Origin of the sequence: Microbacterium sp. zg-Y625 (assembly GCF_030246925.1) — a bacterium.
Classification (GTDB): Bacteria; Actinomycetota; Actinomycetes; order Actinomycetales; family Microbacteriaceae; genus Microbacterium; species Microbacterium jiangjiandongii.
This window is the reverse complement of sequence record NZ_CP126740.1, coordinates 1,769,947-1,790,415: the sequence shown is the minus strand read 5'-3', so window position 1 is coordinate 1,790,415 and position 20,469 is coordinate 1,769,947. Positions and strand designations below refer to the sequence as shown.

The window sequence follows — 20,469 nt, the reverse complement described above, 5'->3', positions numbered from 1 at the left end:
GGGTCGGGGTCAGGAGGAGAGGTGGAGCAGGCGCAGGAAGTCGTCGTGGAGAACGCCGTTGGTCGCCAGCGACGAGCGTTCGGCGAGGGAGTCGTTGCCGACGAACGAGGTGAACCGGCCGCCCGCCTCGGAGACGATCGGCACAAGGGCGGCGATGTCGTACTCCTTGACGTCGAACTCGGCCACGAACTCGAGCCGGCCCTCGGCCAGCAGCATGTAGGGCCACGCGTCGCCGTATCCGCGGTCGCGCCACACCGAACGCGTCAGCCGCACGGCCGCGTCGAGGTGACCCGCGTCGTCCCACTGCGAGAGGCTCTGAAAGCTGACGCTCGCCTCGGCAAGCGAATCGACCTCCGACACGCGCAGGCGACGTGCGTCACCGCCGGGCACATCGGTCCAGGCGCCCAGGTTCGTCGCCCCCCACCACCGGCGGCCCAGAGCCGGCTGGCTGGCCACCCCGACGCGCGGCACGCCATCGATCACGAGGGCGATGAGCGTCGTCCACATGGGAATGCCCTTGAGGTAGTTGGCGGTGCCGTCGATGGGATCGATGACCCACTGACGCACGGCATCCCCGCTCGATCCGTACTCCTCACCGAAGATCCCGTCGTCGGGCCGCTCGGCCTCGAGAAGCGCGCGGATCGCCCGCTCGGTCGCGAGGTCGGCCTCGGTGACGTGCGACGCGTCCGCCTTCGTCTGCACGTCGAGGTCGGGGGCGTCGAAGCGGACCATCGACACGGCATCCGCGGCGTCGGCGAGCCGGAGCGCGAACGCGAGGTCTGCGGAGAGCTCGCCCGTGAACGGCGCCGACCAGGGTGAGGGTGGGGGAGCGGCGGGCACGACCACAACGATACCGGGCACGGCCGCCCTCGATTGGCGACCTCGGCCTCGGGATGGTAACGTTGCTCCTCGGTTCGGAAAGTTCGAATCGCCTGCACCTCTAGCTCAATCGGCAGAGCAACTGACTCTTAATCAGTGGGTTCTGGGTTCGAGTCCCAGGGGGTGCACGGAAGGCCCCGCACACTCTCGCCAGTGTGCGGGGCTTCTCCTTTTCTGCGCGACGTCGCCGATGGTGATCATCCATCCGCGTCTCGGTTTGTGCCGGTGAGGATGCCGCGGCCGGCGGCATCCGCCTGCGCCTGCACCTGACGCTCACGCATCTTGCCGAGGACTCGGAGGGATACGATCCCGGCGACCACGACGCCGATCGACCCGAACCGAACCACCAGGGCCGCCGACGTGCCGGCATCCGGCCACAGCCCCAGCGCGCTGCGCGCGAAGGCGGGGAGCGCGGCCAGGTCGACGAAGCTGGTGATCAGGCCGCCAGCGGCGATCACCCAGCCGAGCGCGATGACGATGACGATGACGATTCGGGTGGTTCTCATGACGGAGGTCCTTTCACGTGGGGGGCGTGCGTCGGTTGACGGGGTGTGCCCAAGACAGCAGACACCCTGTTGTCGGAACACACGCAAGGCCCGAGGAGGGTCGCCGTGAGCCGGGTGCGGCGGCGGCCCTGCGGTGGCGTGCGCGACGACAGGAGATCTCATCAGCGCAGGACGCCGGCGGCATCCGTCCTGCCTTCGGGAGATCTCCTGCGTCCGCGACGGCGAGCGCATCGCCCGTGGGCTTAGGCCCGCGCCGCGGCGATGCGAGACGACAGCTGGTGCGCGTGGGCCAGCAGCGTCCGGCCCAGCGCGGGCAGCCGGTCCGGGGAGAAGCGGAATTCGACCCCGGTGAGGCTGAGCGCCCACTCCGGCCGCCCCGCCCGGTCGAACACGGCCGCGCCCAGCCCCCACGACCCCTCGACGATGAGTCCGGGGTTGACCGCGTATCCGCGGTCGCGGGTGTCGGCCAGACGCGTGCGCAGCGCCGCGGGCGCGTGGCGCGTGCCGAAGCGGTCGACGAGCTCCGGATGCCGCGCCAGGTACGCGTCCACGTCGTCGTCGGGCAGGAAGGCGAGGATCGCCAGCCCCGCGGATGCCACGCCGAGCGGAAACCGCACCCCTTCGCTCAGCACGAACGAGCGGATGGGGAAGGCGCCGTCCTCGCGGACGAGGCACACCGTCTCGTCGCCGCGTCGCGCTGAGAGGAACGCGCTCTCCTCGGTCTTGACCGCCAGCGACCGGACGATGTCGCGCGCGACGTCGGTGATGTCGTAGCGCGCGGCGGCCACCGAACCCATGAGGAAGAGCTCGGGACCCGGCATCCAGCGCGACGAGGCTTCGTCCCGATCCACAAGGCCCTCGGCGCGCAGGGCCGACAGCAGGCGATGGGTGGTCGACCGCGAGAGTTCCGCATCGTGGGCGAGGCGCTGCAGCGGGGCTCCGTCACCGCCTGCGGCCGTCACGAGCCGCAGCAGGCGGGCGGCGCGCGCCACGGTCTGGGCTCCGGGGACGCCGGAGCGAAGAGGGGTGTCCACATAGTGGAACATAGGCGCCCTGCGGCCCACATCACAAGAACGCCGTTGCGTCGGCCCTGCGCCGGCGCGCAGTCTGGCGGCACACCCGGCTCACGAAGGAGTGCCCGTGATCGACAAGACCTTCCCCTCGGCGGCCGATGCCGTCGCCGACATCCCCGACGGGGCCTCGCTCGCCGTCGGGGGCTTCGGCCTCTCGGGCAACCCGATCGCCCTCATCGACGCACTGCTCGCGCAGGGCACCACCGGCCTCTCGGTCGTATCCAACAACTGCGGGGTCGACGACTGGGGGCTGGGCGTCCTCTTGGGAGCCGGGCGCATCCGCAAGATGACCTCCTCGTACGTGGGCGAGAACAAGGAGTTCGAGCGGCAGTTCCTCAGCGGCGAGCTGGAGCTCGAGCTGACCCCGCAGGGCACCCTCGCCGAGAAGCTGCGGGCCGGCGGCGCTGGCATCGCGGCCTTCTACACGCAGACCGGCGTCGGCACCCAGGTGGCCGAGGGTGGACTGCCTCGCCGCTACGACGGCCACGGCGGCATCGCGGTGCCTTCGCCGGCGAAGGACGTGCGCACGTTCGACACGACGGGCCGGCCGCTGCCCTACGTGCTGGAAGAGGCGATCGTCACCGATTTCGCCCTCGTCCACGCTCTGCGCGGCGACACGTACGGCAATCTCGTCTTCAACAAGGCGGCCCGCAATTTCAACCCGCTCGCCGCGATGGCGGGCAGGGTGTGCATCGCCCAGGTCGAGGAGCTCCTGCAGCCGGGCGAGATCGACCCCGACGACGTGCACCTCCCCGGTGTCTACGTGCATCGCCTCGTCGAGGTCGGCACCGACATCCCCAAGCGCATCGAGCGGCGCACCGTGCGCCCGGAAGGGAAGTGACCCCATGGCTTTGACCCGCGATGAGATGGCGGCCCGCGCGGCCCGCGAGCTGACCGACGGCTCGTACGTCAACCTCGGCATCGGTCTTCCCACCCTGGTCCCGAACCACGTGCCCGACGGAGTGACGGTCGTGCTGCAGTCCGAGAACGGCATCCTCGGCGTCGGTCCGTATCCGACAGAAGACACGGTCGATCCCGACCTCATCAACGCGGGCAAGGAGACCGTCACGGTGCTGCCGGGAGCGGCGTACTTCGACTCCGCGACGAGCTTCGGCATGATCCGCGGCGGCAAGATCGACGCCGCGATCCTCGGCGCCATGCAGGTGTCGGCGACGGGGGATCTCGCCAACTGGATGATCCCCGGGAAGATGGTCAAGGGCCCGGGTGGCGCAATGGACCTCGTGCACGGCGCGGCGCGCGTCATCGTGCTGATGGAGCACGTCGCCCGCGACGGCTCGCCCAAGATCGTCGACGCTTGCTCGCTGCCGCTCACGGGCCGCGGGGTCGTCGACCGCATCATCACCGACCTCGCCGTCATCGACGTGACCCCCGACGGGCTGCTGCTCGTCGAGACGGCCCCCGGCGTCACCGTCGCGGAGGTGCAGGCCGCCACCGAGCCGCCGCTGGCGGTCTCCGACACTCTTAGGGTGGAAGCATGAACCACGAAGACGTCGTCATCGTCGCCGCCGCACGGACGCCGCAGGGCCGCCTCAAGGGCCAGCTGGCCTCGTTCACCGCCCCCGAGCTGGGGGCGTCCGCCATCCGCGGGGCACTCGAGCGCGGTGGCATCCCGGCCGACGCCGTCGACGCCGTCATCGTCGGGCAGGTGCTTCCGGCCGGCTCCGGACAGAACCCCGCCCGCCAGGCGGCCGTCGCGGCGGGCATCGGCTGGGACGTGCCCGCCTCATCCGTGAACAAGGTCTGCCTCTCCGGTCTGTCGGCGGTCATCGACGCCAAGCGCATGATCCAGACCGGCGACGCGCGCGTCGTCGTGGCTGCCGGCATGGAGTCGATGACACGCGCCCCGCACCTGCTCACGGGATCCCGCGACGGCTGGTCCTACGGCAGCGTCGAGGTGCTCGACCACATGGCCCACGACGGTCTCACCGACGCGTACGACCGCGAGAGCATGGGCGCATCGACCGAGCGCCACAACGGCGGACTCGGCATGACCCGCGACATGCAGGATCACGTGGCGGCGCTGTCGCACCAGCGCGCCGCCGCGGCACAGGATGCCGGCGTCTTCGACGACGAGATCGTGCCCGTCGAGGTGCCGCAGCGCCGGGGCGACCCGCTAGTCGTCACCCGCGACGAGGGCGTGCGCCCCGAGACCACCGTCGAGACGCTCGCGAAGCTGCGTCCTGCGTTCGCCGCCGAGGGCACGATCACTGCCGGCAACGCCTCACAGATCTCCGACGGGGCCTCGGCCGTCGTGCTCACCACCCGCAGCCACGCCGATGACCAGGGCTGGGAGGTGCTGGCGGTGGTCGGTGCGGCGGGCCAGGTGGCCGGACCCGACAACTCCCTGCACGCGCAGCCCGCGCGGGCGATGGAGCAGGCACTGCGCAAGCAGGGCATCGAGGCCGGGGATCTCGATTTCGTCGAGATCAACGAGGCCTTCGGTGCCGTCGTCGCGCAGTCTCAGGCCGAACTCGGCCTCGACGAGGACGTCGTCAACATCCACGGCGGGGGCATCGCCATCGGCCACCCGATCGGCGCGAGCGGCAACCGGCTCGTCGTGCATGCCGTGCACGAACTGGTGCGCCGGGGGACCGGCACGGCCGGGGTCGCGCTCTGCGGCGGCGGCGGCCAGGGCGACGCCCTGATCCTGACGCGCTGAGAGCTGCGCGGACGCGTCGGCGTCTGTGCTCGAGGTCAGCGGGTCTTCTGCAGACGCTTCTTCATGAGCTTCTGCTCCTTGCCCTTCACCGGGGAGTCGCCCGGCACGAGGTGACCGCGCTTGGCGCGGCGCGTGTCGACGACGGTTCCGATGGCGAGCGCGAGCGAGATGCCCCAGCTGAGCCAGGCGAGCGCCGTGCGCCAGGTGAAGGGCTCGTCATTGCGCAGTCCGCGCAGCAGCGTGATGCCGCTGGTGATGCTGGTGAGGAGACCGGAGCCGAAGAGATAGCCACGCATCCCGCCACGCTACCGCGCGCAGGCGCCGGAGATTCGGTATTGACAGAATCGCGCCCCCCACGCAACCCCGGTCGGCGCGCGGGGGCGAAAGGTAGCCTGGAGATCCCGCCCGCCGCACGGAGGATCTCATGAGCACTGCCGATTTCGTCGTTGTCGCCAACCGTCTTCCGGTGGACAGATCGGGAAGCGGTGAGGGCGACGAGCAGTGGCGCACGTCGCCGGGGGGACTGGTCACCGCCCTCGCACCGGTGATGCGCACGACCGAAGGCGCATGGGTCGGCTGGCCCGGGCAGGCCGACGTGGAGGTGGAGCCGTTCGACTTCGAGGGCATGCACCTGGTGCCCGTCACCCTGAGCGAGGAGGACGTCGAGCTCTACTACGAGGGCTTCGCCAACGACACCATCTGGCCGCTCTACCACGATGTGATCGCCGCTCCTCGCTATCGCCGCGAGTGGTGGCAGGCCTATGTGCGGGTGAACCGCCGTTTCGCCGAGGCCGCCGCGGCGGTTGCTGCCGACGGTGCGACCGTGTGGGTGCAGGACTACCAGCTGCAGCTCGTTCCCCGCATGCTGCGCGAGCTCCGGCCCGACCTGGTCATCGGGTACTTCCACCACATCCCGTTCCCGGCGTACGGCCTCTACTCCCAGCTGCCGTGGCGGCGGCAGGTGCTGGAGGGCCTTCTGGGGGCGGATGTCATCGGGTTCCAGCGGGTCGCCGACGCCTCGAACTTCGCCCGCGCGGTGCGGCGGCAGCTGCGATACGAGACCAAGGCCAGCGGCATCCGGGTGCCCACCGACGACGGGCGGGAGCGCCTGGCGCTCGCGAAGGCGTTCCCGATCTCGATCGACGCAGACGACTACATCGCGCTCGCCCAGCGCCCTGACATCCAGGCGCGTGCCGCCGAGATCCGCGAGAGTCTGGGCAACCCCAAGAAGGTGCTGCTCGGAGTCGACCGGCTGGACTACACCAAGGGCATCCGCCATCGGCTGAAGGCCTTCGGCGAGCTGCTCGAGGACGGCCGGCTCGCCGTGGAGGACGTCACGCTGGTCCAGGTCGCGAGCCCCAGCCGCGAGAGGGTCGCCGCCTATGTGCAGCTGCGCGACGAGATCGAGCTGACCGTCGGTCGCATCAACGGCGATTACGACACCATGGACCACACCGCCATCCGCTACCTGCACCAGGCGTTCCCCCGCGAGGAGATGGTCGCGCTGTACCTCGCCGCCGACGTCATGCTCGTCACGGCGCTGCGCGACGGCATGAACCTCGTCGCCAAGGAGTACGTCGCCTCGCGCATCGACAACCGCGGGGTGCTCGTGCTCAGCGAGTTCGCCGGTGCGGCCGATGAGCTGGGCACCGCCCTGCGGATCAACCCCCACGACATCGAGGGCGTGAAGGACGCGATCGTGCGCGCGGTCGAGATGCCCGCCGCCGAGCAGGGCCGCCGCATGCGGAGCCTGCGACGCAAGGTGCGCGAGCACGACGTCAACGACTGGTCGCGCGAGTTCCTCGAAGCGCTCGACGCGGTGCGGCGGGCGCGCTCGTGAGCGTCGACGCGGCCGAGGCCCTGACGACGCTGGCATCCACGCCCCGCCTGCTCGTGGCGCTGGACTTCGACGGCACCCTGTCGCCCCTGGAAGACGACCCGATGGCTTCGCGCATGCTGCCTGCGGCGCGGGATGCCGTCGCGGCCCTCTCGGCCCTGCCCGACACCGTGGTGGCCCTCGTCTCCGGCCGCAGTATGAGGGATCTGCGGCTCATCGCCGAGCACCTCGACGACTCGCCGCTCTGGCTGGCGGGGTCGCATGGGGCCGAGTACTGGGAGCCGGGTTCGGGACTGCGCCCCGCCGACGACGACCCCGACGCCGCCGCGCTGCGCGATCGCCTGCAGCAGCGGGCCGAGGAGGCGACGGCGCACCTCGAGGGCGTCTGGATCGAGCCGAAGGCCTTCGGTCTCGGCGTGCACACGCGTCGGGCCGACGCGGCAGCCGCCGCCGAAGCCAACCGCCTGGTCGACGAGATCGTCGCCGAGCAGGCGCCGGCCTGGCGCCGCCGGTCGGGGCGGGACATCGTGGAGTACGCCTCCCGTCACGAGGGCAAGGATTCCGCGGTCGCGGCGCTGCGCGAGCGCACCGGCGCCACCGCGGTGCTGTTCGCGGGCGACGACGTCACGGACGAGGACGCACTGGGCAGCCTGAAGCCGGGCGACCTGGGCGTGCGCGTGGGGGAGGGCGACACCGTCGCGACCATGACGGTCGCCGGCATCCCGGAGCTGGCCGCGCTGCTCATGCGCCTCGCCGAGGCTCGCGCGCACCCAGGACCGTGAGACCGTATCTGGCGGCCGAGACAGTGGTTGTTTCCCATGGTCTCGGCCGCCAGATGCGGTTTCAGCGCGGTCGGGCGCGTGCGGGCGGGCGAGGGGTGCGGGGCGTCAGCGCGCGCGGGGTGTGGTCAGCCGCGCCCGTAGGACGGATCGAACCCCCACGGCAGCTCCAGGCCGTGGGCCGCCATGAGCGCGGCATCCGACAGCAACGCACGGGTCGATCCGTCGGCGACGATTCTGCCGCCGTCGAGGATCAGGGCGCGCGGGCAGAGCTCCAGCGCGTACGGCAGATCGTGGGTGACCACGATCTGGGTCGTGGGGAGCGCGGCGAGAGTCGCCGACAGCTCCCGTCGCGAGCCGGGGTCGAGGTTGGAGGTGGGCTCATCCAGCACCATGACGTCGACGTCCATCGACAAGATGGTGGCGATCGCCGCCCGTCGGCGCTGGCCCAGCGACAGATGCTGCGGCTGACGCTCGGCGACGTCGTGCAGGCCGACCGTCGCGAGCGCGTCCTGCACCCGCGTCTGCAGCTCCGCCGCCGGCACCCCGTAGTTCGAGGGGCCGAACGCGACGTCCTCGCCGACGGTCGGCATGAACAGCTGGTCGTCGGGATCCTGGAAGACCAGCCCCACGTGTCGTCGCACCTCGCGCACCGAATCACGCTCGATGCGCGTGCCCCCCACCGCGACCCACCCCCGGTCAGGGGTCAGGATGCCGTTCAGGTGCAGCATGAGGGTGGTCTTGCCCGCGCCGTTGGGCCCGAGGATCGCGACCCGCTCCCCGGCCGCGACATCGAAGTCGACCCCGGCCAGCACCGGGTCCGAACGGCTTCCGGGGTAGCGGTAGTGCAGCGCCCGCACCGAGACGTCGGCGGAGGTCATGCGCGCGTGGCGTCGAGGTATCCCCGCGAGAGCATCGCCAGATACACACGCTCGCCGCGGCCGTGCGAGCGTGCGAACAGGGCGCCCACCCCGCGAGCGAGCACGGGCCACGCGCGGTGACCGCGGGCGCCGAAGCCCCGGGAATCCTGGGCCACGCGCATGCGCCGCCACTCCCCGGCGATGACGTCGAGGTAGCGCAGCATGAATCCCGCGATCGCGGTGAGCTGTCGGGGCAGACGCAGCTGCTCGAGCGCCAGGATGATCGCGCGGGGCTCGGTGGTGCTCACGAGCACGATGGATGCCATCAGCGCGAGCGTCGCCTTGGCCAGCAGCCCCCACGCCCCCCACAGCCCCTCCACGGCCATCGGCACCCCCCAGACCTCGATGCGGGGTCCGCTGGCGACGAAGGGCATGAGCGCGGCGAACAGCACGAACGGGATCTCGATGCCCATGCGTGCCAGCAGAGTGCGCGGCCGCACCTGCGCGGCGATGAGGAACGCTGCGACGACCGCCGCGTACAGGGCGAACGCGGCGAACCACTCCCGCGGGGTGGCCACGACGAGGATGGCGAAAGCCAGTACGCCAAGCAGCTTCAGCCGCGGCGACGCGTCGCGCAGCCACCCGGCTCCGCGCGCGGCGGGTAGAGCGGCGAAGCCCTTCATCGGCGCGTCGGCTCGGCGTCGGCGCGGCGCCGTGAGGCGGCGCCGATGATCCAGGCGAGGACGAACGTCGCGAGGCAGCCGATGGCCCCCGCCAGTGCCAGCGAGAGCCAGGGGCTGTCGACGAACACCGCGCCGTAGTCCGCGAACGGACTCGTCGCGGTGGCGCTGTCCTCGGCGGCGCCGATGAACCCGTTGGTCTCGGCGACGAACTCCAGCCCGTCGGGGTGGCTCGAGGCCCAGAAGCTCACGACGCAGGCGATCAGCAGGATGATCGCGAACGAGGCGATCGTGAAGGCGCGGGTCGAGATGCGCCGCGGCGGGTCGGTCCGTGGCGTCGTGTTCATGCTTGCGCTCCCTGCATGGTGCGGCCGGCCGGCACGCGGGCGAACCGCATGCCGTAGACGAGGTCGGGTCTGGTCGCCACCACAGCCGAGACGACGAGGGCGGTGATGACCGCTTCGCCGACCCCGATGACGGCGTGCCAGCCGACCATCGCGGCGAACACCGTGCCGGTGGGGACGGCCACCGTTCCGCCGATCGCGAAGAGCGCGGCGAACACCGCGGCGGCGGCCGGGACCGATGCGAAGGCCCCCAGTGCAGCCCCGAGGGGCACTGCCGAGGTGCGTCCGGGTGCCACGGCCACGACCCCGCGGAATACCCACCAGCCCACGAGGACGGTCACCACGCCCATGAGGGTGATGTTCGTCCCCAGGGCGGTGAGCCCGCCGTCGGCGAAGAGGAACGCCTGCACGATGAGCACGACCGTCAGACACAAGACGCCGGTCGCCGGACCGACCAGCACGGCCGCCAACGCCCCTCCCATCAGATGGCCGCTCGTGCCGGCACCGACGGGGAAGTTGATCATCTGCACGGCGAAGATGAGGGTCGCCACGATTCCCACCATCGGCGCTTTGCGGTCGTCCACGGCCTCTCGCCGGGCCCGCGGCAGCGCGACAGCCACCGCGGCGACGGCGACCACCCCCGCCGCAGCAGAGGTGGGGATATCCAGGAATCCGTCCGGAACGTGCATTCGCTCTCCAACCGTGTGGGGCGATGTGCCAGTTGCGACACCGTCGTAGATGGGGATGCTAAGCCCGCCTTCTTGCCCGCACCAGGGGGTCGTCGGACACACGGCCGGCTCTGCCCGACGTCGGCAATAGAATGCAGCGGTGAGCCATCCCGACGAAACCATCGACATCAAGCCCCGCAGTCGCGTCGTGACCGACGGCATCGAAGCCACCACCTCTCGAGGGATGCTCCGAGCCGTCGGCATGGGGGACGCCGACTGGGACAAGCCGCAGATCGGCATCGCCTCGAGCTGGAACGAGATCACCCCCTGCAACCTGAGCCTTGACCGGCTCGCGCAGGGCGCGAAGGAGGGCGTGCACGCCGGTGGCGGCTACCCGCTGCAGTTCGGCACGATCTCGGTCTCCGACGGCATCTCGATGGGCCACGAGGGCATGCACTTCTCGCTGGTGAGCCGCGAGGTCATCGCCGACTCGGTCGAGACGGTCATGATGGCCGAGCGCCTCGACGGCAGCGTGCTGCTGGCCGGCTGCGACAAGTCGATCCCCGGCATGCTCATGGCATCCGCCCGGCTCGACCTGTCGAGCGTCTTCCTCTACGCCGGCTCCATCGCGCCGGGCTGGGTGAAGCTCTCGGACGGCACCGAGAAGGACGTCACGATCATCGACTCGTTCGAGGCCGTGGGGGCGTGCCTCGCGGGCAAGATGAGCGAGGCCGACCTCAAGCGCATCGAGTGCGCGATCGCTCCGGGCGAGGGCGCCTGCGGCGGCATGTACACCGCCAACACGATGGCATCCGTCGCCGAGGCCCTCGGGCTGAGCCTGCCCGGCTCCGCCGCGCCGCCGTCGGCCGACCGCCGCCGTGACTACTTCGCCCACCGCTCCGGCGAGGCGGTGGTCAATCTGCTGCGCCAGGGCATCACGACCCGCGACATCCTCACGAAGGAAGCCTTCGAGAACGCCATCGCGCTGGCGATGGCGCTGGGTGGATCGACCAACGTCGTGCTGCACCTGCTGGCCATCGCCAACGAGGCCGAGGTCGACCTCACGCTGCATGACTTCAACCGCATCGGCGACAAGGTCCCGCACGTGGCCGACATGAAGCCGTTCGGCAAGTACGTCATGAACGACGTCGACCGGCACGGCGGCATCCCCGTCATCATGAAGGCGATGCTCGACGAGGGGCTGCTGCACGGCGACGCGCTCACGGTCACCGGCAAGACCCTGGCCGAGAACCTGCGGGAGCTGGACCCCGACCCGATCGACGGCGAGGTCATCCACAGCTTCGCGGACCCGATCCACGCCACCGGCGGCATCACGATCCTGCACGGCTCGCTCGCGCCCGAAGGCGCGGTCGTGAAGACCGCGGGCTTCGACGCCACGCTGTTCGAGGGGCCCGCGCGGGTCTTCGAGCGGGAGCGGGGCGCCATGGACGCGCTCGAAGCGGGGGAGATCAACCCGGGAGACGTCATCGTCATCCGCTACGAAGGACCCAAGGGCGGCCCCGGCATGCGCGAGATGCTCGCGATCACCGCCGCCATCAAGGGGGCCGGCCTCGGAAAAGATGTACTACTGTTGACGGACGGACGATTCTCAGGCGGCACAACCGGCCTGTGCATCGGCCACATAGCACCCGAAGCGGTGGACGCTGGTCCCATCGCCTTCGTGCGCGATGGTGATCTGATACGGGTCGATATCGCGGCTCGCACTCTCGACCTACTCGTCGGTGACGAAGAGCTGAGTTCCCGCCGAGAAGGCTGGGAACCCCTCCCTCCGCGCTATACCCGTGGCGTTCTGGCCAAGTACTCCAAACTCGTGCGCTCTGCTGCAGAGGGCGCGGTGACGGGGTAGTCCCGTCAGCAACCCTTGATCTCGAGGTAGTCACCCATGTCCTCAGACACCGTTTCCGCCGTTCCCCGGCCCCCCGCCCGCGCGGCGTCCGCCCCCGTCCTCACCGGCGCCCAGGCCGTCGTCCGCTCGCTCGAGCTGCTGGGGGTGACCGACGTGTTCGGTCTGCCCGGCGGCGCGATCCTGCCCGTCTACGACCCGCTCATGGACACGTCCGAGATCCGGCACATCCTGGTACGCCATGAGCAGGGCGCCGGCCACGCCGCCGAGGGATACGCCTCGGCATCCAACAAGATCGGCGTCGCGATCGCCACCAGCGGCCCCGGCGCGACCAACCTCGTCACCGCGATCGCCGACGCCTACATGGACTCGGTCCCGATCGTGTGCATCACCGGTCAGGTCTTCTCGACCCTCATGGGCACCGACGCGTTCCAAGAGGCCGACATCGTCGGCATCACCATGCCGATCACCAAGCACTCGATCCTGGTCAAGCGTGCCGAGGAGATCCCGGGAGCCATCGCCGCGGCCTTCGAGATCGCCGGCACGGGGCGCCCGGGTCCGGTGCTGGTGGACATCACGAAGGATGCCCAGCAGCAGGAGGCGCCGTTCGTCTGGCCGCCCCGCGTCGACCTGCCCGGCTATCGGCCTGTCACCAAGGCCCACGGCAAGCAGATCCAGGCCGCAGCCCAGCTGCTGGCGACCGCCCAGAAGCCCGTGCTCTACGTCGGCGGCGGTGTCATCCGCTCGCAGGCGTCGGCGCAGCTGCTGCGCCTGGCCGAGGCCACCGGGGCACCGGTCGTGACGACGCTCATGGCACGGGGTGCCTTCCCCGACTCGCACCCCCAGCAGCTCGGCATGCCCGGCATGCACGGCACCGTGCCCGCCGTGCTCGCCCTGCAGGAGGCCGACCTCATCGTCTCGCTCGGCGCCCGCTTCGACGACCGTGTGACGGGCAAGGCGTCGCTGTTCGCCCCCCACGCGAAGGTCGTGCACGTCGACATCGACCCGGCCGAGATCTCCAAGATCCGCACGGCCGACGTGCCGATCGTCGGCGATCTCAAGGAAGTGCTGGGCGACCTCGAGACGGCCTTCGCCTCGGCGACGGCGGTGCAGCGCGCCGACATCGCCGAGTGGTGGTCCTACCTCGACGGCCTGCGCGACGAGTTCCCGCTCGGCTACGCACAGCCCACCGACGGCCTCATGGCTCCGCAGTACGTCATCTCGCGGATCGGGGAGCTGACCGGACCCGAGGGCGTCTTCGCGGCCGGCGTCGGCCAGCACCAGATGTGGTCGGCGCAGTTCATCAAGTACGAGCGCCCCAACTCGTGGTTGAACTCCGGCGGCGCCGGCACCATGGGCTACGCCGTGCCCGCCGCCATGGGCGCCAAGGTCGCCGAGCCCGACCGTGTCGTGTGGGCGATCGACGGCGACGGCTGCTTCCAGATGACCAATCAGGAGCTCGCGACCTGCGCCATCAACAAGATCCCGATCAAGGTCGCGATCATCAACAACTCCTCCCTCGGCATGGTGCGGCAGTGGCAGACCCTGGTCTACAACGGTCGCTACTCGAACACCGACCTGAACACCGGCCACAACAGCATCCGCATCCCCGACTTCGTCAAGCTCGCCGAGGCATACGGCTGCCTCGCGATCCGTGTCGAGAAGGAAGAAGACGTGGATGCCGCGATCAAGCTCGCGCTGGAGACGAACGACCGGCCCGTGGTGATCGACTTCGTGGTCAGCGCCGACGCCATGGTGTGGCCCATGGTCCAGCAGGGCCGAAGCAACAGCAGCATCCAGTACGCGCGCGAGCACGCGCCGACCTTCGACCAGGAGGCCTGACATGAGCAAGCACGTCCTCAGCCTCCTCGTGGAGGACAAACCGGGCCTGCTGACCCGCGTGGCGGGTCTGTTCGCCCGGCGCGGGTTCAACATCGACTCCCTCGCCGTCGGCGTCACCGAGGTGCCGGGCCTGTCCCGCATCACGGTCGTGGTCGACGTCGACGAGCTGCCGCTGGAGCAGGTGACCAAGCAGCTGAACAAGCTCATCAACGTCATCAAGATCGTCGAACTCGACCCCGCGGCATCCGTGCAGCGGGAGCACATGCTCGTGAAGGTGCGCGCCGACAACCAGACGCGCTCGAACGTCATCGAGGTCGTCAACCTCTTCCGTGCATCCGTCGTGGACTACGCCACGGACGCCGTGGTCGTCGAGGTCACGGGCGACCGTGGCAAGGTCGACGCGTTCCTGCGCGCTGTCGAGCCGTTCGGCATCAAGGAACTGGCCCAGTCGGGCATGGTCGCGATGGGTCGCGGCGGCAAGAGCATCACCGAGCGCGTCCTGCGCGGCTGACCACACAGAACCCCCACTCAAGGAGAAACACACAACATGGCCGAGATCTTCTACGACTCCGACGCCGACCTGTCGCTCATCCAGGGCAAGAAGGTCGCGATCGTCGGCTACGGCTCGCAGGGCCACGCCCACGCCCAGAACCTGCGTGACTCGGGTGTCGACGTCGTCATCGCCCTCAAGGAGGGCAGCAAGTCCATCGCGAAGGCGCAGGAGGACGGCTTCGAGGTCAAGTCCGTGGCGGATGCCGCCGAGTGGGCCGACCTCATCATGATCCTGGCCCCCGACCAGCACCAGCGATCGATCTACAACGACGAGATCAAGCCGCACCTGAAGGCGGGCAAGACCCTCGCCTTCGCGCACGGCTTCAACATCCGTTTCGGCTACATCCAGGCCCCCGAGGACGTCGACGTCATCCTCGTCGCACCGAAGGCCCCGGGCCACACGGTGCGCCGCGAGTTCGTCGCCGGCCGCGGCATCCCCGACATCATCGCCGTCGAGAACGACGCGTCGGGCCAGGCGTGGGACGTTGCGCTGTCCTACGCGAAGGCCATCGGCGGCACGCGCGCCGGTGTCATCAAGACCACTTTCACCGAGGAGACCGAGACCGACCTGTTCGGTGAGCAGGCCGTGCTGTGCGGCGGCGTCTCGCAGCTCGTCCAGTACGGCTTCGAGACGCTGACCGAGGCGGGCTACCAGCCGCAGATCGCGTACTTCGAGGTGCTGCACGAGCTGAAGCTCATCGTCGACCTCATGTGGGAGGGCGGTATCGCCAAGCAGCGCTGGTCGGTGTCGGACACCGCCGAGTACGGCGACTACGTCTCGGGTCCCCGCGTGATCGACCCGCACGTGAAGGAGAACATGCAGGCTGTCCTCGCGGACATCCGCTCCGGAGCGTTCGCCGAGCGCTTCATCAACGACCAGGATGCCGGCGCGGTCGAGTTCGGCGAGCTGCGCGAGAAGGCCGCCGCCCACGCGATCGAAGCGGTCGGCAAGGACCTGCGCGCCCTGTTCTCGTGGAAGCAGACCGACAGCGACTACGTCGAGGGCAGCGCCGCGCGCTGACACACCGCCGTCCCACCCGGCACGGCTCGAGCCCGGTCGCCGCTCCCCGAAACGGGGGAGCGGCGACCGGGCTTCTCGTTGTGGCAGCGGGGCGTGAGGGGCGGCATCCCTCGGCGGTCGCGGTGGCGGGCTACCCTGGGAGCATGGCCAGACCCGACGACGATGCGCTCGCGTGGGAGGGGGACGACGATCCCACCCTCGCCGTGAACCCCGCCGCAGCGACCCCGTTGCCCGAGGGGTACCGCGCCGTCGGTCGCGGCAGCGACAGCCTGGCGCAGCCAGGCGCGGCGGATTCCTCGGCCGACGTTTCCCTCATCGACGACGCGGAACGGGCCCCCGGAATGAGCAACGCCGCCCTCGTGGGCGTCGGAGTGTTCGCCGGCGTCTACCTGCTGCTGTCGCTCGGCTGGCTGCTGGGCGCGGGGCGTCTGCAGCTGCTCGCCCAGCTCTTCCTCGACCCCGTCGCCTTCCAGGTGACGATGTGGATGGCGGTGCTTGCCCCGCCCATCTGGTTCGCCACGGTGTTCCTGCTCACGCGGTCGTCGCGCACGTGGGTGCGACTGTCGCTGCTCGCAGCGGGTGCGGTGCTGCTGGTGCCGTGGCCCTTCGTCCTCGCCGGGGTGACGCTGTGACCGCCGCCCAGGCCGGGACCCGCCGCAACGCGCTGCCGACGTGGCTGATCGCGGTGGTCGCCGGTGGCTTCCTGCTGCTGTACGCGTTCGTGTTCTGGACCGCGCTGGGGTTCCTGCTGCAGCAGGCCGGGGGAGTGACCGGCCTCACCGGCTACGGCTGGTTCGTGCTGCTCCTGCCGGTGATCTTCCCGCCGGCCGTCTTCGCGGCGGCCTTCGCGATCGGCTGGCGCCGACGCGCGCTGCCGTTCGTCGCCGTCATGCTCACCGGGCTGGCGTTCGTGGCGGCGTTCTGGCTCGACGTGCTCGCGTACGCCGCGGCATCCCCCTCGCTCTACGGGGCCTGAGTCGCAGGGCGTCACACGGTCACGAGCGCCGATCCGCCCGCGATAGGCTGAACGCGCCCCGTCCACAGGCTGTGACGGGCTCCCCCTCCGTCGCGGTGCACGCGATCGCGTGCGCCGCCGCCCCGAAGGATCCAGCGTGCCTCAGCCCGTCGTGCTCATCGCCGAAGAACTCTCTCCCGCCACGATCGACGCCCTCGGGCCCGACTTCGATGTGCGTCACGTCGACGGCGCCGACCGCTCTGCTCTGCTCCCCGCCCTCGCCGACGCACACGCGGTGCTCATCCGCTCGGCGACCAAGATGGATGCCGAGGCCATCGCCGCCGCTCCGTCGCTCAAGGTGATCGCGCGCGCCGGAGTGGGCCTCGACAACGTCGACATCAAGACGGCCACGACCGCCGGGGTCATGGTCGTCAACGCCCCGACCTCGAACATCATCTCGGCCGCCGAGCTCACCATCGGTCACATCCTGAGCCTCGCGCGGCGCATTCCCGCCGCCCACGCCTCGCTCGCAGCCGGCCAGTGGAAGCGCAGCGCCTACACGGGCGTCGAGCTGTTCGAGAAGACCGTCGGCATCATCGGACTCGGCCGCATCGGCGCGCTCATCGCCGCACGCCTGCAGGCGTTCGGCGTGAACGTCGTCGCGTACGACCCGTACGTCACGAGCGCCCGCGCCCAGCAGCTCGGCGTGCAGCTGCTGTCGCTCGACGACCTCCTGCAGCAGTCCGACTTCATCACCATCCACATGCCGAAGACCGCCGAGACGACCGGCATGATCTCCACCGAGCAGTTCCGGCTCATGAAGCCCACTGCCTACATCGTGAACGTCGCACGCGGCGGCCTCATCGACGAAGAGGCGCTCTACGTCGCCCTGACGACCGGCGAGATCGCCGGCGCGGGTCTCGACGTCTTCACTTCGGAGCCGCCCGCCGATGGCGGCACCGCGCGCCCGCTGCTGGACCTGCCGAACGTCGTCGTCACGCCCCACCTCGGCGCGTCGACCGACGAGGCCCAGGAGAAGGCCGGTGTCTCGGTGGCGCGCTCCGTGCGCCTCGCCCTCGGCGGCGAGCTGGTGCCCGATGCCGTCAACGTCGCCGGCGGCGTGATCGACCCCTACGTCCGCCCCGGCATCCCGCTGGTGGAGAAGCTGGGCCAGATCTTCAGCGCCCTGGCGCACTCTCCGCTGACGAGCCTCGACGTCGAGGTGCACGGCGAGCTGAACCAGTACGACGTCAGCGTGCTGAAGCTCGCCGCTCTCAAGGGCGTGTTCACGAACATCGTCAGCGAGAGCGTGTCGTACGTGAACGCGCCGCTGCTTGCCGAGCAGCGCGGGATCGAGGCTCGCCTGATCGTCGACGACCAGTCCGAGGAGTACCGCAACGTGATCACGCTGCGCGGTGCCCTCTCCGACGGCTCGCAGCTGTCGGTGTCGGGCACGCTCACCGGCACGAAGCAGATCGAGAAGCTCGTCGGCATCAACGACTACGCGGTGGAGCTGCCGATCGAGCAGCACCACATCGTCATGCTCTACACCGACCGTCCCGGCATCGTCGCGGTGTACGGGCAGAAGTTCGGCGAGGCCGGCATCAACATCGCCGGCATGCAGATCGCCCGCCGGGCAGCCGGGGGACAGGCGCTGTCGGTGCTGACGGTCGATTCGCCGGTGGCCGACGACGTGCTCGATGCCGTCGGGTCGGCGATCCAGGCGGACCTGTTCCGTCAGATCGAGATCACCGAGTCCTGAGCGTCGCCTCTTCGACGAGCGAGATCAGCGCGTCCATCGCCGCGCCGCGCGGCACCGGCCCCGGCACGGAGCCGCCGGCGAGGGCGTTGTTGAAGTAGAGCCCGTCGCTGACGAGCATGACGAGGTCCAGCGCCGTCTCGTCGCGCACGTGCGGGCGCAGCACGGCCGCCCAGTCCTCCCGGACCGTGCGCAGTGCGTCGCGCGCCGTCGCGTTGCCGCCCTGCGCCAGTCGCGAGGTCGCCAGCAGCGCGCGGTCGAGCGGGTCGTTGTGCATGACCGACGAGCGCAGGAAGTACGACACCGGTCCGTCGGGTGCGGCGGCGGTCGCGGAGACGTCCGCGTCGACGAGCGCGCGCAGTCGCTCGAGCAGCCCCGTCTCCAGCGCCTCCTTGGTGCCGAAGTGGTAGAGCAGGCCGCCCTTGGAGACCCCTGCCGCGCGCGCGGTCGCCTCCAGCGTCGCGGGGCGTTCTCCCTCTTCGATGAGGATCGCCTCGAAGGCGTCGAGCACCTTCTCGCGGGCAAGCGGTGGGCGGCTCATGCGCGTGATCGCATCGACGGGAGACCGGGCATGCTGTTACTATACCGGCTGGACGGTAAACAATCATGATGACACTGACAGAAGAGATCCGCCTCGCCGACAGCCAGGGCGAGCGCGTGGGCTGGCGCGGCTGGACGGCGCTGGTCGTGCTGATGCTTCCGGTGCTGCTCGTCTCCGTCGACAACACGGTGCTGAGCTTCGCGCTGCCCGACATCGCGCGCGACCTCGCGCCGACGAGCGCCGAGCAGCTGTGGATCATCGACGCCTATCCGCTGGTCCTCGCCGGCCTCTTGGTGACGATGGGAACCCTCGGCGACCGCTTCGGGCGCCGACGGATGCTGCTGATCGGCGCCACCGGATTCGCCGCGGTGTCGGTCGCCGCGGCCTTCGCGCCGACCGCGGTCCTTCTCATCGCGGCGCGCGCGGCCATGGGTGTCTTCGGCGCCATGCTCATGCCGTCGACGCTCTCGCTGCTGCGCAGCATCTTCACCGATCGCAACCAGCGACGGTTCGCGATCGCCGTCTGGGCGTCGATGTTCTCCGCCGGCGCGGCGCTCGGCCCCATCGTGGGCGGCCTGCTGCTGGAGCACTTCCCGTGGGGATCGGTCTTCCTCATGTCGGTGCCGGTGCTCGTCCCGTTGCTCGTCCTGGCCCCGCTGCTGGTGCCCGAGAGCCGCGACCCCCACCCCGGACGCATCGACCCGCTCAGCATCCTGCTGTCGCTGACGACGATGGTGCCGATCGTCTACGCGATCAAGGAGTTCGCGGTGCACGGCCCCGGACCCCTGCCGCTCGTGCTGCTGCTCGCCGGTGTCGGATCCGGCGCGCTGTTCGTGCGCCGGCAGCTGCGTTCGGCCTCGCCGATGCTCGATATGCGCCTGTTCTCCCGCGGCACATTCAGCGGGGCACTGGTGGTCAACCTGCTGAGCGTGGTCGCCCTCGTCGGCTTCCTCTTCTTCATCTCGCAGCATCTGCAGCTCATCGTGGGGCTGTCGCCGATGGATGCCGGTCTCGCCCTGGTGCCCGGCATGGCCGCCATGATCGCCGCCGGGCTGCTGGTCGTACCCGTCGCCCGCCGCGTCGACCCGCGCATCGTGGTGAGCGTCGCGCTGCTGTTCTCGGTGGCGGGCTACGTCACCGTCGCCCTCACCGCCGACCCCGACGCCCTGCTGCCGCTGATCCTCGCGTTCGTGATGCTCGGAATCGGAATCGGAGCGGCCGAGACGGTCTCGAACGACCTCATCCTCGCGAGCGTCCCGCCGGCGAAGGCGGGGGCCGCGAGCGCGGTCTCCGAGACCGCGTACGAGCTCGGTGCGGTGCTGGGCACCGCCGTTCTTGGCGGCATCCTGACCGCGATGTACCGCAGCGGAATCGTGGTTCCCGAGGGGCTGCCCGCTGCGGCGGCCGACGCGGCCCGCGAGACCCTGGCGGGGGCCGTGACCGCCGGAACCGGGCTGGATCCCGCGGTCGCCGAGGCCCTCCACTCCAGCGCCGCCCACGCATTCGACGCGGGCGTGGGCGTCACGGCCCTCATCGGCGCCGGCCTCGTCGTCGTCGCCGCAGTGATCGCGGCCACTACCCTGGGAGCATCCCGCGCCGCCCCCGAGCACGTCGCCGACTGACCTGCGG

Annotated in this window: 22 protein-coding genes and 1 tRNA gene; 14 read left to right on the top strand and 9 right to left on the bottom strand. The window is 70.4% G+C overall.

The window, feature by feature from the left end:
- Positions 1 to 9: 9 nt before the first annotated feature.
- Entirely contained in the window at positions 10 to 840 is an 831-nt protein-coding gene (locus QNO14_RS08195) for an inositol monophosphatase family protein (RefSeq protein ID WP_257506332.1), read from the bottom strand.
- A gap of 94 nt (positions 841 to 934) precedes the next feature.
- Between QNO14_RS08195 and QNO14_RS08190 the strand changes: the two genes are divergently transcribed.
- Positions 935 to 1,007: transfer RNA gene (locus QNO14_RS08190), tRNA-Lys, on the top strand.
- Positions 1,008 to 1,076: 69 nt separating this feature from the next.
- Here QNO14_RS08190 and QNO14_RS08185 read toward each other — a convergent pair.
- Positions 1,077 to 1,385 (bottom strand): hypothetical protein, encoded by a 309-nt coding sequence (locus QNO14_RS08185; RefSeq protein ID WP_257493222.1) that lies wholly within the window; start codon positions 1,383 to 1,385, stop codon positions 1,077 to 1,079.
- A gap of 242 nt (positions 1,386 to 1,627) precedes the next feature.
- Positions 1,628 to 2,431, bottom strand: a complete 804-nt coding sequence (locus tag QNO14_RS08180; RefSeq protein ID WP_306814863.1) for an IclR family transcriptional regulator — start codon at positions 2,429 to 2,431, stop codon at positions 1,628 to 1,630.
- Between the two features lie 94 nt (positions 2,432 to 2,525).
- Here QNO14_RS08180 and QNO14_RS08175 point away from each other — a divergent pair, with 94 nt between their 5' ends.
- From QNO14_RS08175 to QNO14_RS08165, 3 genes are read left to right on the top strand one after another with little or no spacing between them, the layout of a single operon-like run.
- Positions 2,526 to 3,299 (top strand): CoA transferase subunit A, encoded by a 774-nt coding sequence (locus QNO14_RS08175; protein WP_257506268.1) that lies wholly within the window; start codon positions 2,526 to 2,528, stop codon positions 3,297 to 3,299.
- A 4-nt stretch (positions 3,300 to 3,303) separates the two neighbouring features.
- Positions 3,304 to 3,957, top strand: coding sequence for a CoA transferase subunit B (locus QNO14_RS08170; RefSeq protein ID WP_257506267.1), 654 nt, complete (start codon positions 3,304 to 3,306; stop codon positions 3,955 to 3,957).
- The gene (locus tag QNO14_RS08165) at positions 3,954 to 5,138 is read left to right on the top strand and encodes an acetyl-CoA C-acetyltransferase (protein WP_257493226.1); all 1,185 of its coding nucleotides are present in this window, start codon (positions 3,954 to 3,956) and stop codon (positions 5,136 to 5,138) included. The genes QNO14_RS08170 and QNO14_RS08165 overlap by 4 nt, the downstream gene beginning before the upstream one ends.
- 35 nt (positions 5,139 to 5,173) lie before the next feature.
- Here the strand turns inward: QNO14_RS08165 and QNO14_RS08160 are convergent, their stop codons facing one another.
- Entirely contained in the window at positions 5,174 to 5,434 is a 261-nt protein-coding gene (locus QNO14_RS08160; RefSeq protein ID WP_257493227.1) for a hypothetical protein, read from the bottom strand.
- 128 nt (positions 5,435 to 5,562) lie between these two features.
- Between QNO14_RS08160 and otsA the strand changes: the two genes are divergently transcribed.
- On the top strand, positions 5,563 to 6,978 hold the full coding sequence (otsA, locus tag QNO14_RS08155) for an alpha,alpha-trehalose-phosphate synthase (UDP-forming) (RefSeq protein ID WP_257493229.1): 1,416 nt from the start codon (positions 5,563 to 5,565) through the stop codon (positions 6,976 to 6,978).
- On the top strand, positions 6,975 to 7,757 hold the full coding sequence (otsB, locus tag QNO14_RS08150) for a trehalose-phosphatase (RefSeq protein WP_257506266.1): 783 nt from the start codon (positions 6,975 to 6,977) through the stop codon (positions 7,755 to 7,757). The genes otsA and otsB overlap by 4 nt, the downstream gene beginning before the upstream one ends.
- 125 nt (positions 7,758 to 7,882) lie before the next feature.
- On the opposite strand, the gene QNO14_RS08145 is transcribed toward otsB, so the two are convergent.
- Genes QNO14_RS08145 through QNO14_RS08130 form a run of 4 tightly spaced genes read right to left on the bottom strand, consistent with a single transcriptional unit; the run spans position 7,883 to position 10,327 of the window.
- Positions 7,883 to 8,635 carry an energy-coupling factor ABC transporter ATP-binding protein gene (locus tag QNO14_RS08145; RefSeq protein WP_257506265.1) on the bottom strand — a complete coding sequence of 251 codons (753 nt, stop codon included), beginning with the start codon at positions 8,633 to 8,635 and terminating at the stop codon, positions 7,883 to 7,885.
- The gene (gene cbiQ / locus QNO14_RS08140; protein ID WP_257506264.1) at positions 8,632 to 9,297 is read right to left on the bottom strand and encodes a cobalt ECF transporter T component CbiQ; all 666 of its coding nucleotides are present in this window, start codon (positions 9,295 to 9,297) and stop codon (positions 8,632 to 8,634) included. The genes QNO14_RS08145 and cbiQ overlap by 4 nt, the downstream gene beginning before the upstream one ends.
- Positions 9,294 to 9,641, bottom strand: a complete 348-nt coding sequence (locus QNO14_RS08135; protein WP_257506263.1) for a PDGLE domain-containing protein — start codon at positions 9,639 to 9,641, stop codon at positions 9,294 to 9,296. The genes cbiQ and QNO14_RS08135 overlap by 4 nt, the downstream gene beginning before the upstream one ends.
- Positions 9,638 to 10,327, bottom strand: coding sequence for an energy-coupling factor ABC transporter permease (locus QNO14_RS08130; RefSeq protein WP_257506262.1), 690 nt, complete (start codon positions 10,325 to 10,327; stop codon positions 9,638 to 9,640). Before QNO14_RS08130 ends, QNO14_RS08135 begins: the two co-directional genes overlap by 4 nt.
- 139 nt (positions 10,328 to 10,466) lie before the next feature.
- Here QNO14_RS08130 and ilvD point away from each other — a divergent pair, with 139 nt between their 5' ends.
- The 7 genes from ilvD to serA all read left to right on the top strand — a co-directional run bounded on the left by ilvD (position 10,467) and on the right by serA (position 18,302).
- The gene (gene ilvD, locus QNO14_RS08125; RefSeq protein WP_257493236.1) at positions 10,467 to 12,173 is read left to right on the top strand and encodes a dihydroxy-acid dehydratase; all 1,707 of its coding nucleotides are present in this window, start codon (positions 10,467 to 10,469) and stop codon (positions 12,171 to 12,173) included.
- A gap of 36 nt (positions 12,174 to 12,209) precedes the next feature.
- A complete protein-coding gene (locus QNO14_RS08120) occupies positions 12,210 to 14,012 on the top strand; it encodes an acetolactate synthase large subunit (protein WP_257493237.1) in 1,803 nt (600 codons plus the stop codon).
- A gap of 1 nt (position 14,013) precedes the next feature.
- Positions 14,014 to 14,523, top strand: coding sequence for an acetolactate synthase small subunit (gene ilvN / locus QNO14_RS08115; protein ID WP_257493238.1), 510 nt, complete (start codon positions 14,014 to 14,016; stop codon positions 14,521 to 14,523).
- Between the two features lie 36 nt (positions 14,524 to 14,559).
- Complete coding sequence (gene ilvC / locus QNO14_RS08110) at positions 14,560 to 15,585, top strand: ketol-acid reductoisomerase (RefSeq protein WP_257493239.1); 1,026 nt, start codon at positions 14,560 to 14,562, stop codon at positions 15,583 to 15,585.
- Positions 15,586 to 15,728: 143 nt separating this feature from the next.
- A complete protein-coding gene (locus QNO14_RS08105; RefSeq protein WP_257506261.1) occupies positions 15,729 to 16,217 on the top strand; it encodes a DNA polymerase III subunit gamma/tau in 489 nt (162 codons plus the stop codon).
- The gene (locus tag QNO14_RS08100) at positions 16,214 to 16,561 is read left to right on the top strand and encodes a bacitracin resistance protein (protein ID WP_257506260.1); all 348 of its coding nucleotides are present in this window, start codon (positions 16,214 to 16,216) and stop codon (positions 16,559 to 16,561) included. Before QNO14_RS08105 ends, QNO14_RS08100 begins: the two co-directional genes overlap by 4 nt.
- A gap of 136 nt (positions 16,562 to 16,697) precedes the next feature.
- The gene (gene serA / locus QNO14_RS08095; protein WP_257506259.1) at positions 16,698 to 18,302 is read left to right on the top strand and encodes a phosphoglycerate dehydrogenase; all 1,605 of its coding nucleotides are present in this window, start codon (positions 16,698 to 16,700) and stop codon (positions 18,300 to 18,302) included.
- Here serA and QNO14_RS08090 read toward each other — a convergent pair.
- Positions 18,289 to 18,840 (bottom strand): TetR/AcrR family transcriptional regulator, encoded by a 552-nt coding sequence (locus tag QNO14_RS08090; protein WP_257493243.1) that lies wholly within the window; start codon positions 18,838 to 18,840, stop codon positions 18,289 to 18,291. The two genes, serA and QNO14_RS08090, sit on opposite strands and share 14 nt — an antisense overlap.
- A 68-nt stretch (positions 18,841 to 18,908) precedes the next feature.
- Between QNO14_RS08090 and QNO14_RS08085 the strand changes: the two genes are divergently transcribed.
- Positions 18,909 to 20,462: an MFS transporter gene (locus QNO14_RS08085; protein ID WP_374113967.1), complete on the top strand. Its 1,554-nt coding sequence runs from the start codon at positions 18,909 to 18,911 to the stop codon at positions 20,460 to 20,462.
- Positions 20,463 to 20,469 lie beyond the last annotated feature (7 nt).

Excerpts from the sequence above, each read along its gene's own strand:
- QNO14_RS08090 (WP_257493243.1), bottom strand. The coding sequence starts at position 18,840 with ATGAGCCGCCCACCGCTTGCCCGCGAGAAGGTGCTCGACGCCTTCGAG.
- QNO14_RS08180 (WP_306814863.1), bottom strand. The coding sequence starts at position 2,431 with ATGTTCCACTATGTGGACACCCCTCTTCGCTCCGGCGTCCCCGGAGCC.
- QNO14_RS08160 (WP_257493227.1), bottom strand. The coding sequence starts at position 5,434 with ATGCGTGGCTATCTCTTCGGCTCCGGTCTCCTCACCAGCATCACCAGC.
- QNO14_RS08085 (WP_374113967.1), top strand. The coding sequence starts at position 18,909 with ATGACACTGACAGAAGAGATCCGCCTCGCCGACAGCCAGGGCGAGCGC.
- QNO14_RS08120 (WP_257493237.1), top strand. The coding sequence starts at position 12,210 with ATGTCCTCAGACACCGTTTCCGCCGTTCCCCGGCCCCCCGCCCGCGCG.
- QNO14_RS08145 (WP_257506265.1), bottom strand. The coding sequence starts at position 8,635 with ATGACCTCCGCCGACGTCTCGGTGCGGGCGCTGCACTACCGCTACCCC.
- otsA (WP_257493229.1), top strand. The coding sequence starts at position 5,563 with ATGAGCACTGCCGATTTCGTCGTTGTCGCCAACCGTCTTCCGGTGGAC.
- QNO14_RS08165 (WP_257493226.1), top strand. The coding sequence starts at position 3,954 with ATGAACCACGAAGACGTCGTCATCGTCGCCGCCGCACGGACGCCGCAG.
- QNO14_RS08105 (WP_257506261.1), top strand. The coding sequence starts at position 15,729 with ATGGCCAGACCCGACGACGATGCGCTCGCGTGGGAGGGGGACGACGAT.
- QNO14_RS08135 (WP_257506263.1), bottom strand. The coding sequence starts at position 9,641 with ATGAACACGACGCCACGGACCGACCCGCCGCGGCGCATCTCGACCCGC.
- ilvN (WP_257493238.1), top strand. The coding sequence starts at position 14,014 with ATGAGCAAGCACGTCCTCAGCCTCCTCGTGGAGGACAAACCGGGCCTG.
- ilvC (WP_257493239.1), top strand. The coding sequence starts at position 14,560 with ATGGCCGAGATCTTCTACGACTCCGACGCCGACCTGTCGCTCATCCAG.
- cbiQ (WP_257506264.1), bottom strand. The coding sequence starts at position 9,297 with ATGAAGGGCTTCGCCGCTCTACCCGCCGCGCGCGGAGCCGGGTGGCTG.
- QNO14_RS08130 (WP_257506262.1), bottom strand. The coding sequence starts at position 10,327 with ATGCACGTTCCGGACGGATTCCTGGATATCCCCACCTCTGCTGCGGCG.
- QNO14_RS08185 (WP_257493222.1), bottom strand. The coding sequence starts at position 1,385 with ATGAGAACCACCCGAATCGTCATCGTCATCGTCATCGCGCTCGGCTGG.
- QNO14_RS08170 (WP_257506267.1), top strand. The coding sequence starts at position 3,304 with ATGGCTTTGACCCGCGATGAGATGGCGGCCCGCGCGGCCCGCGAGCTG.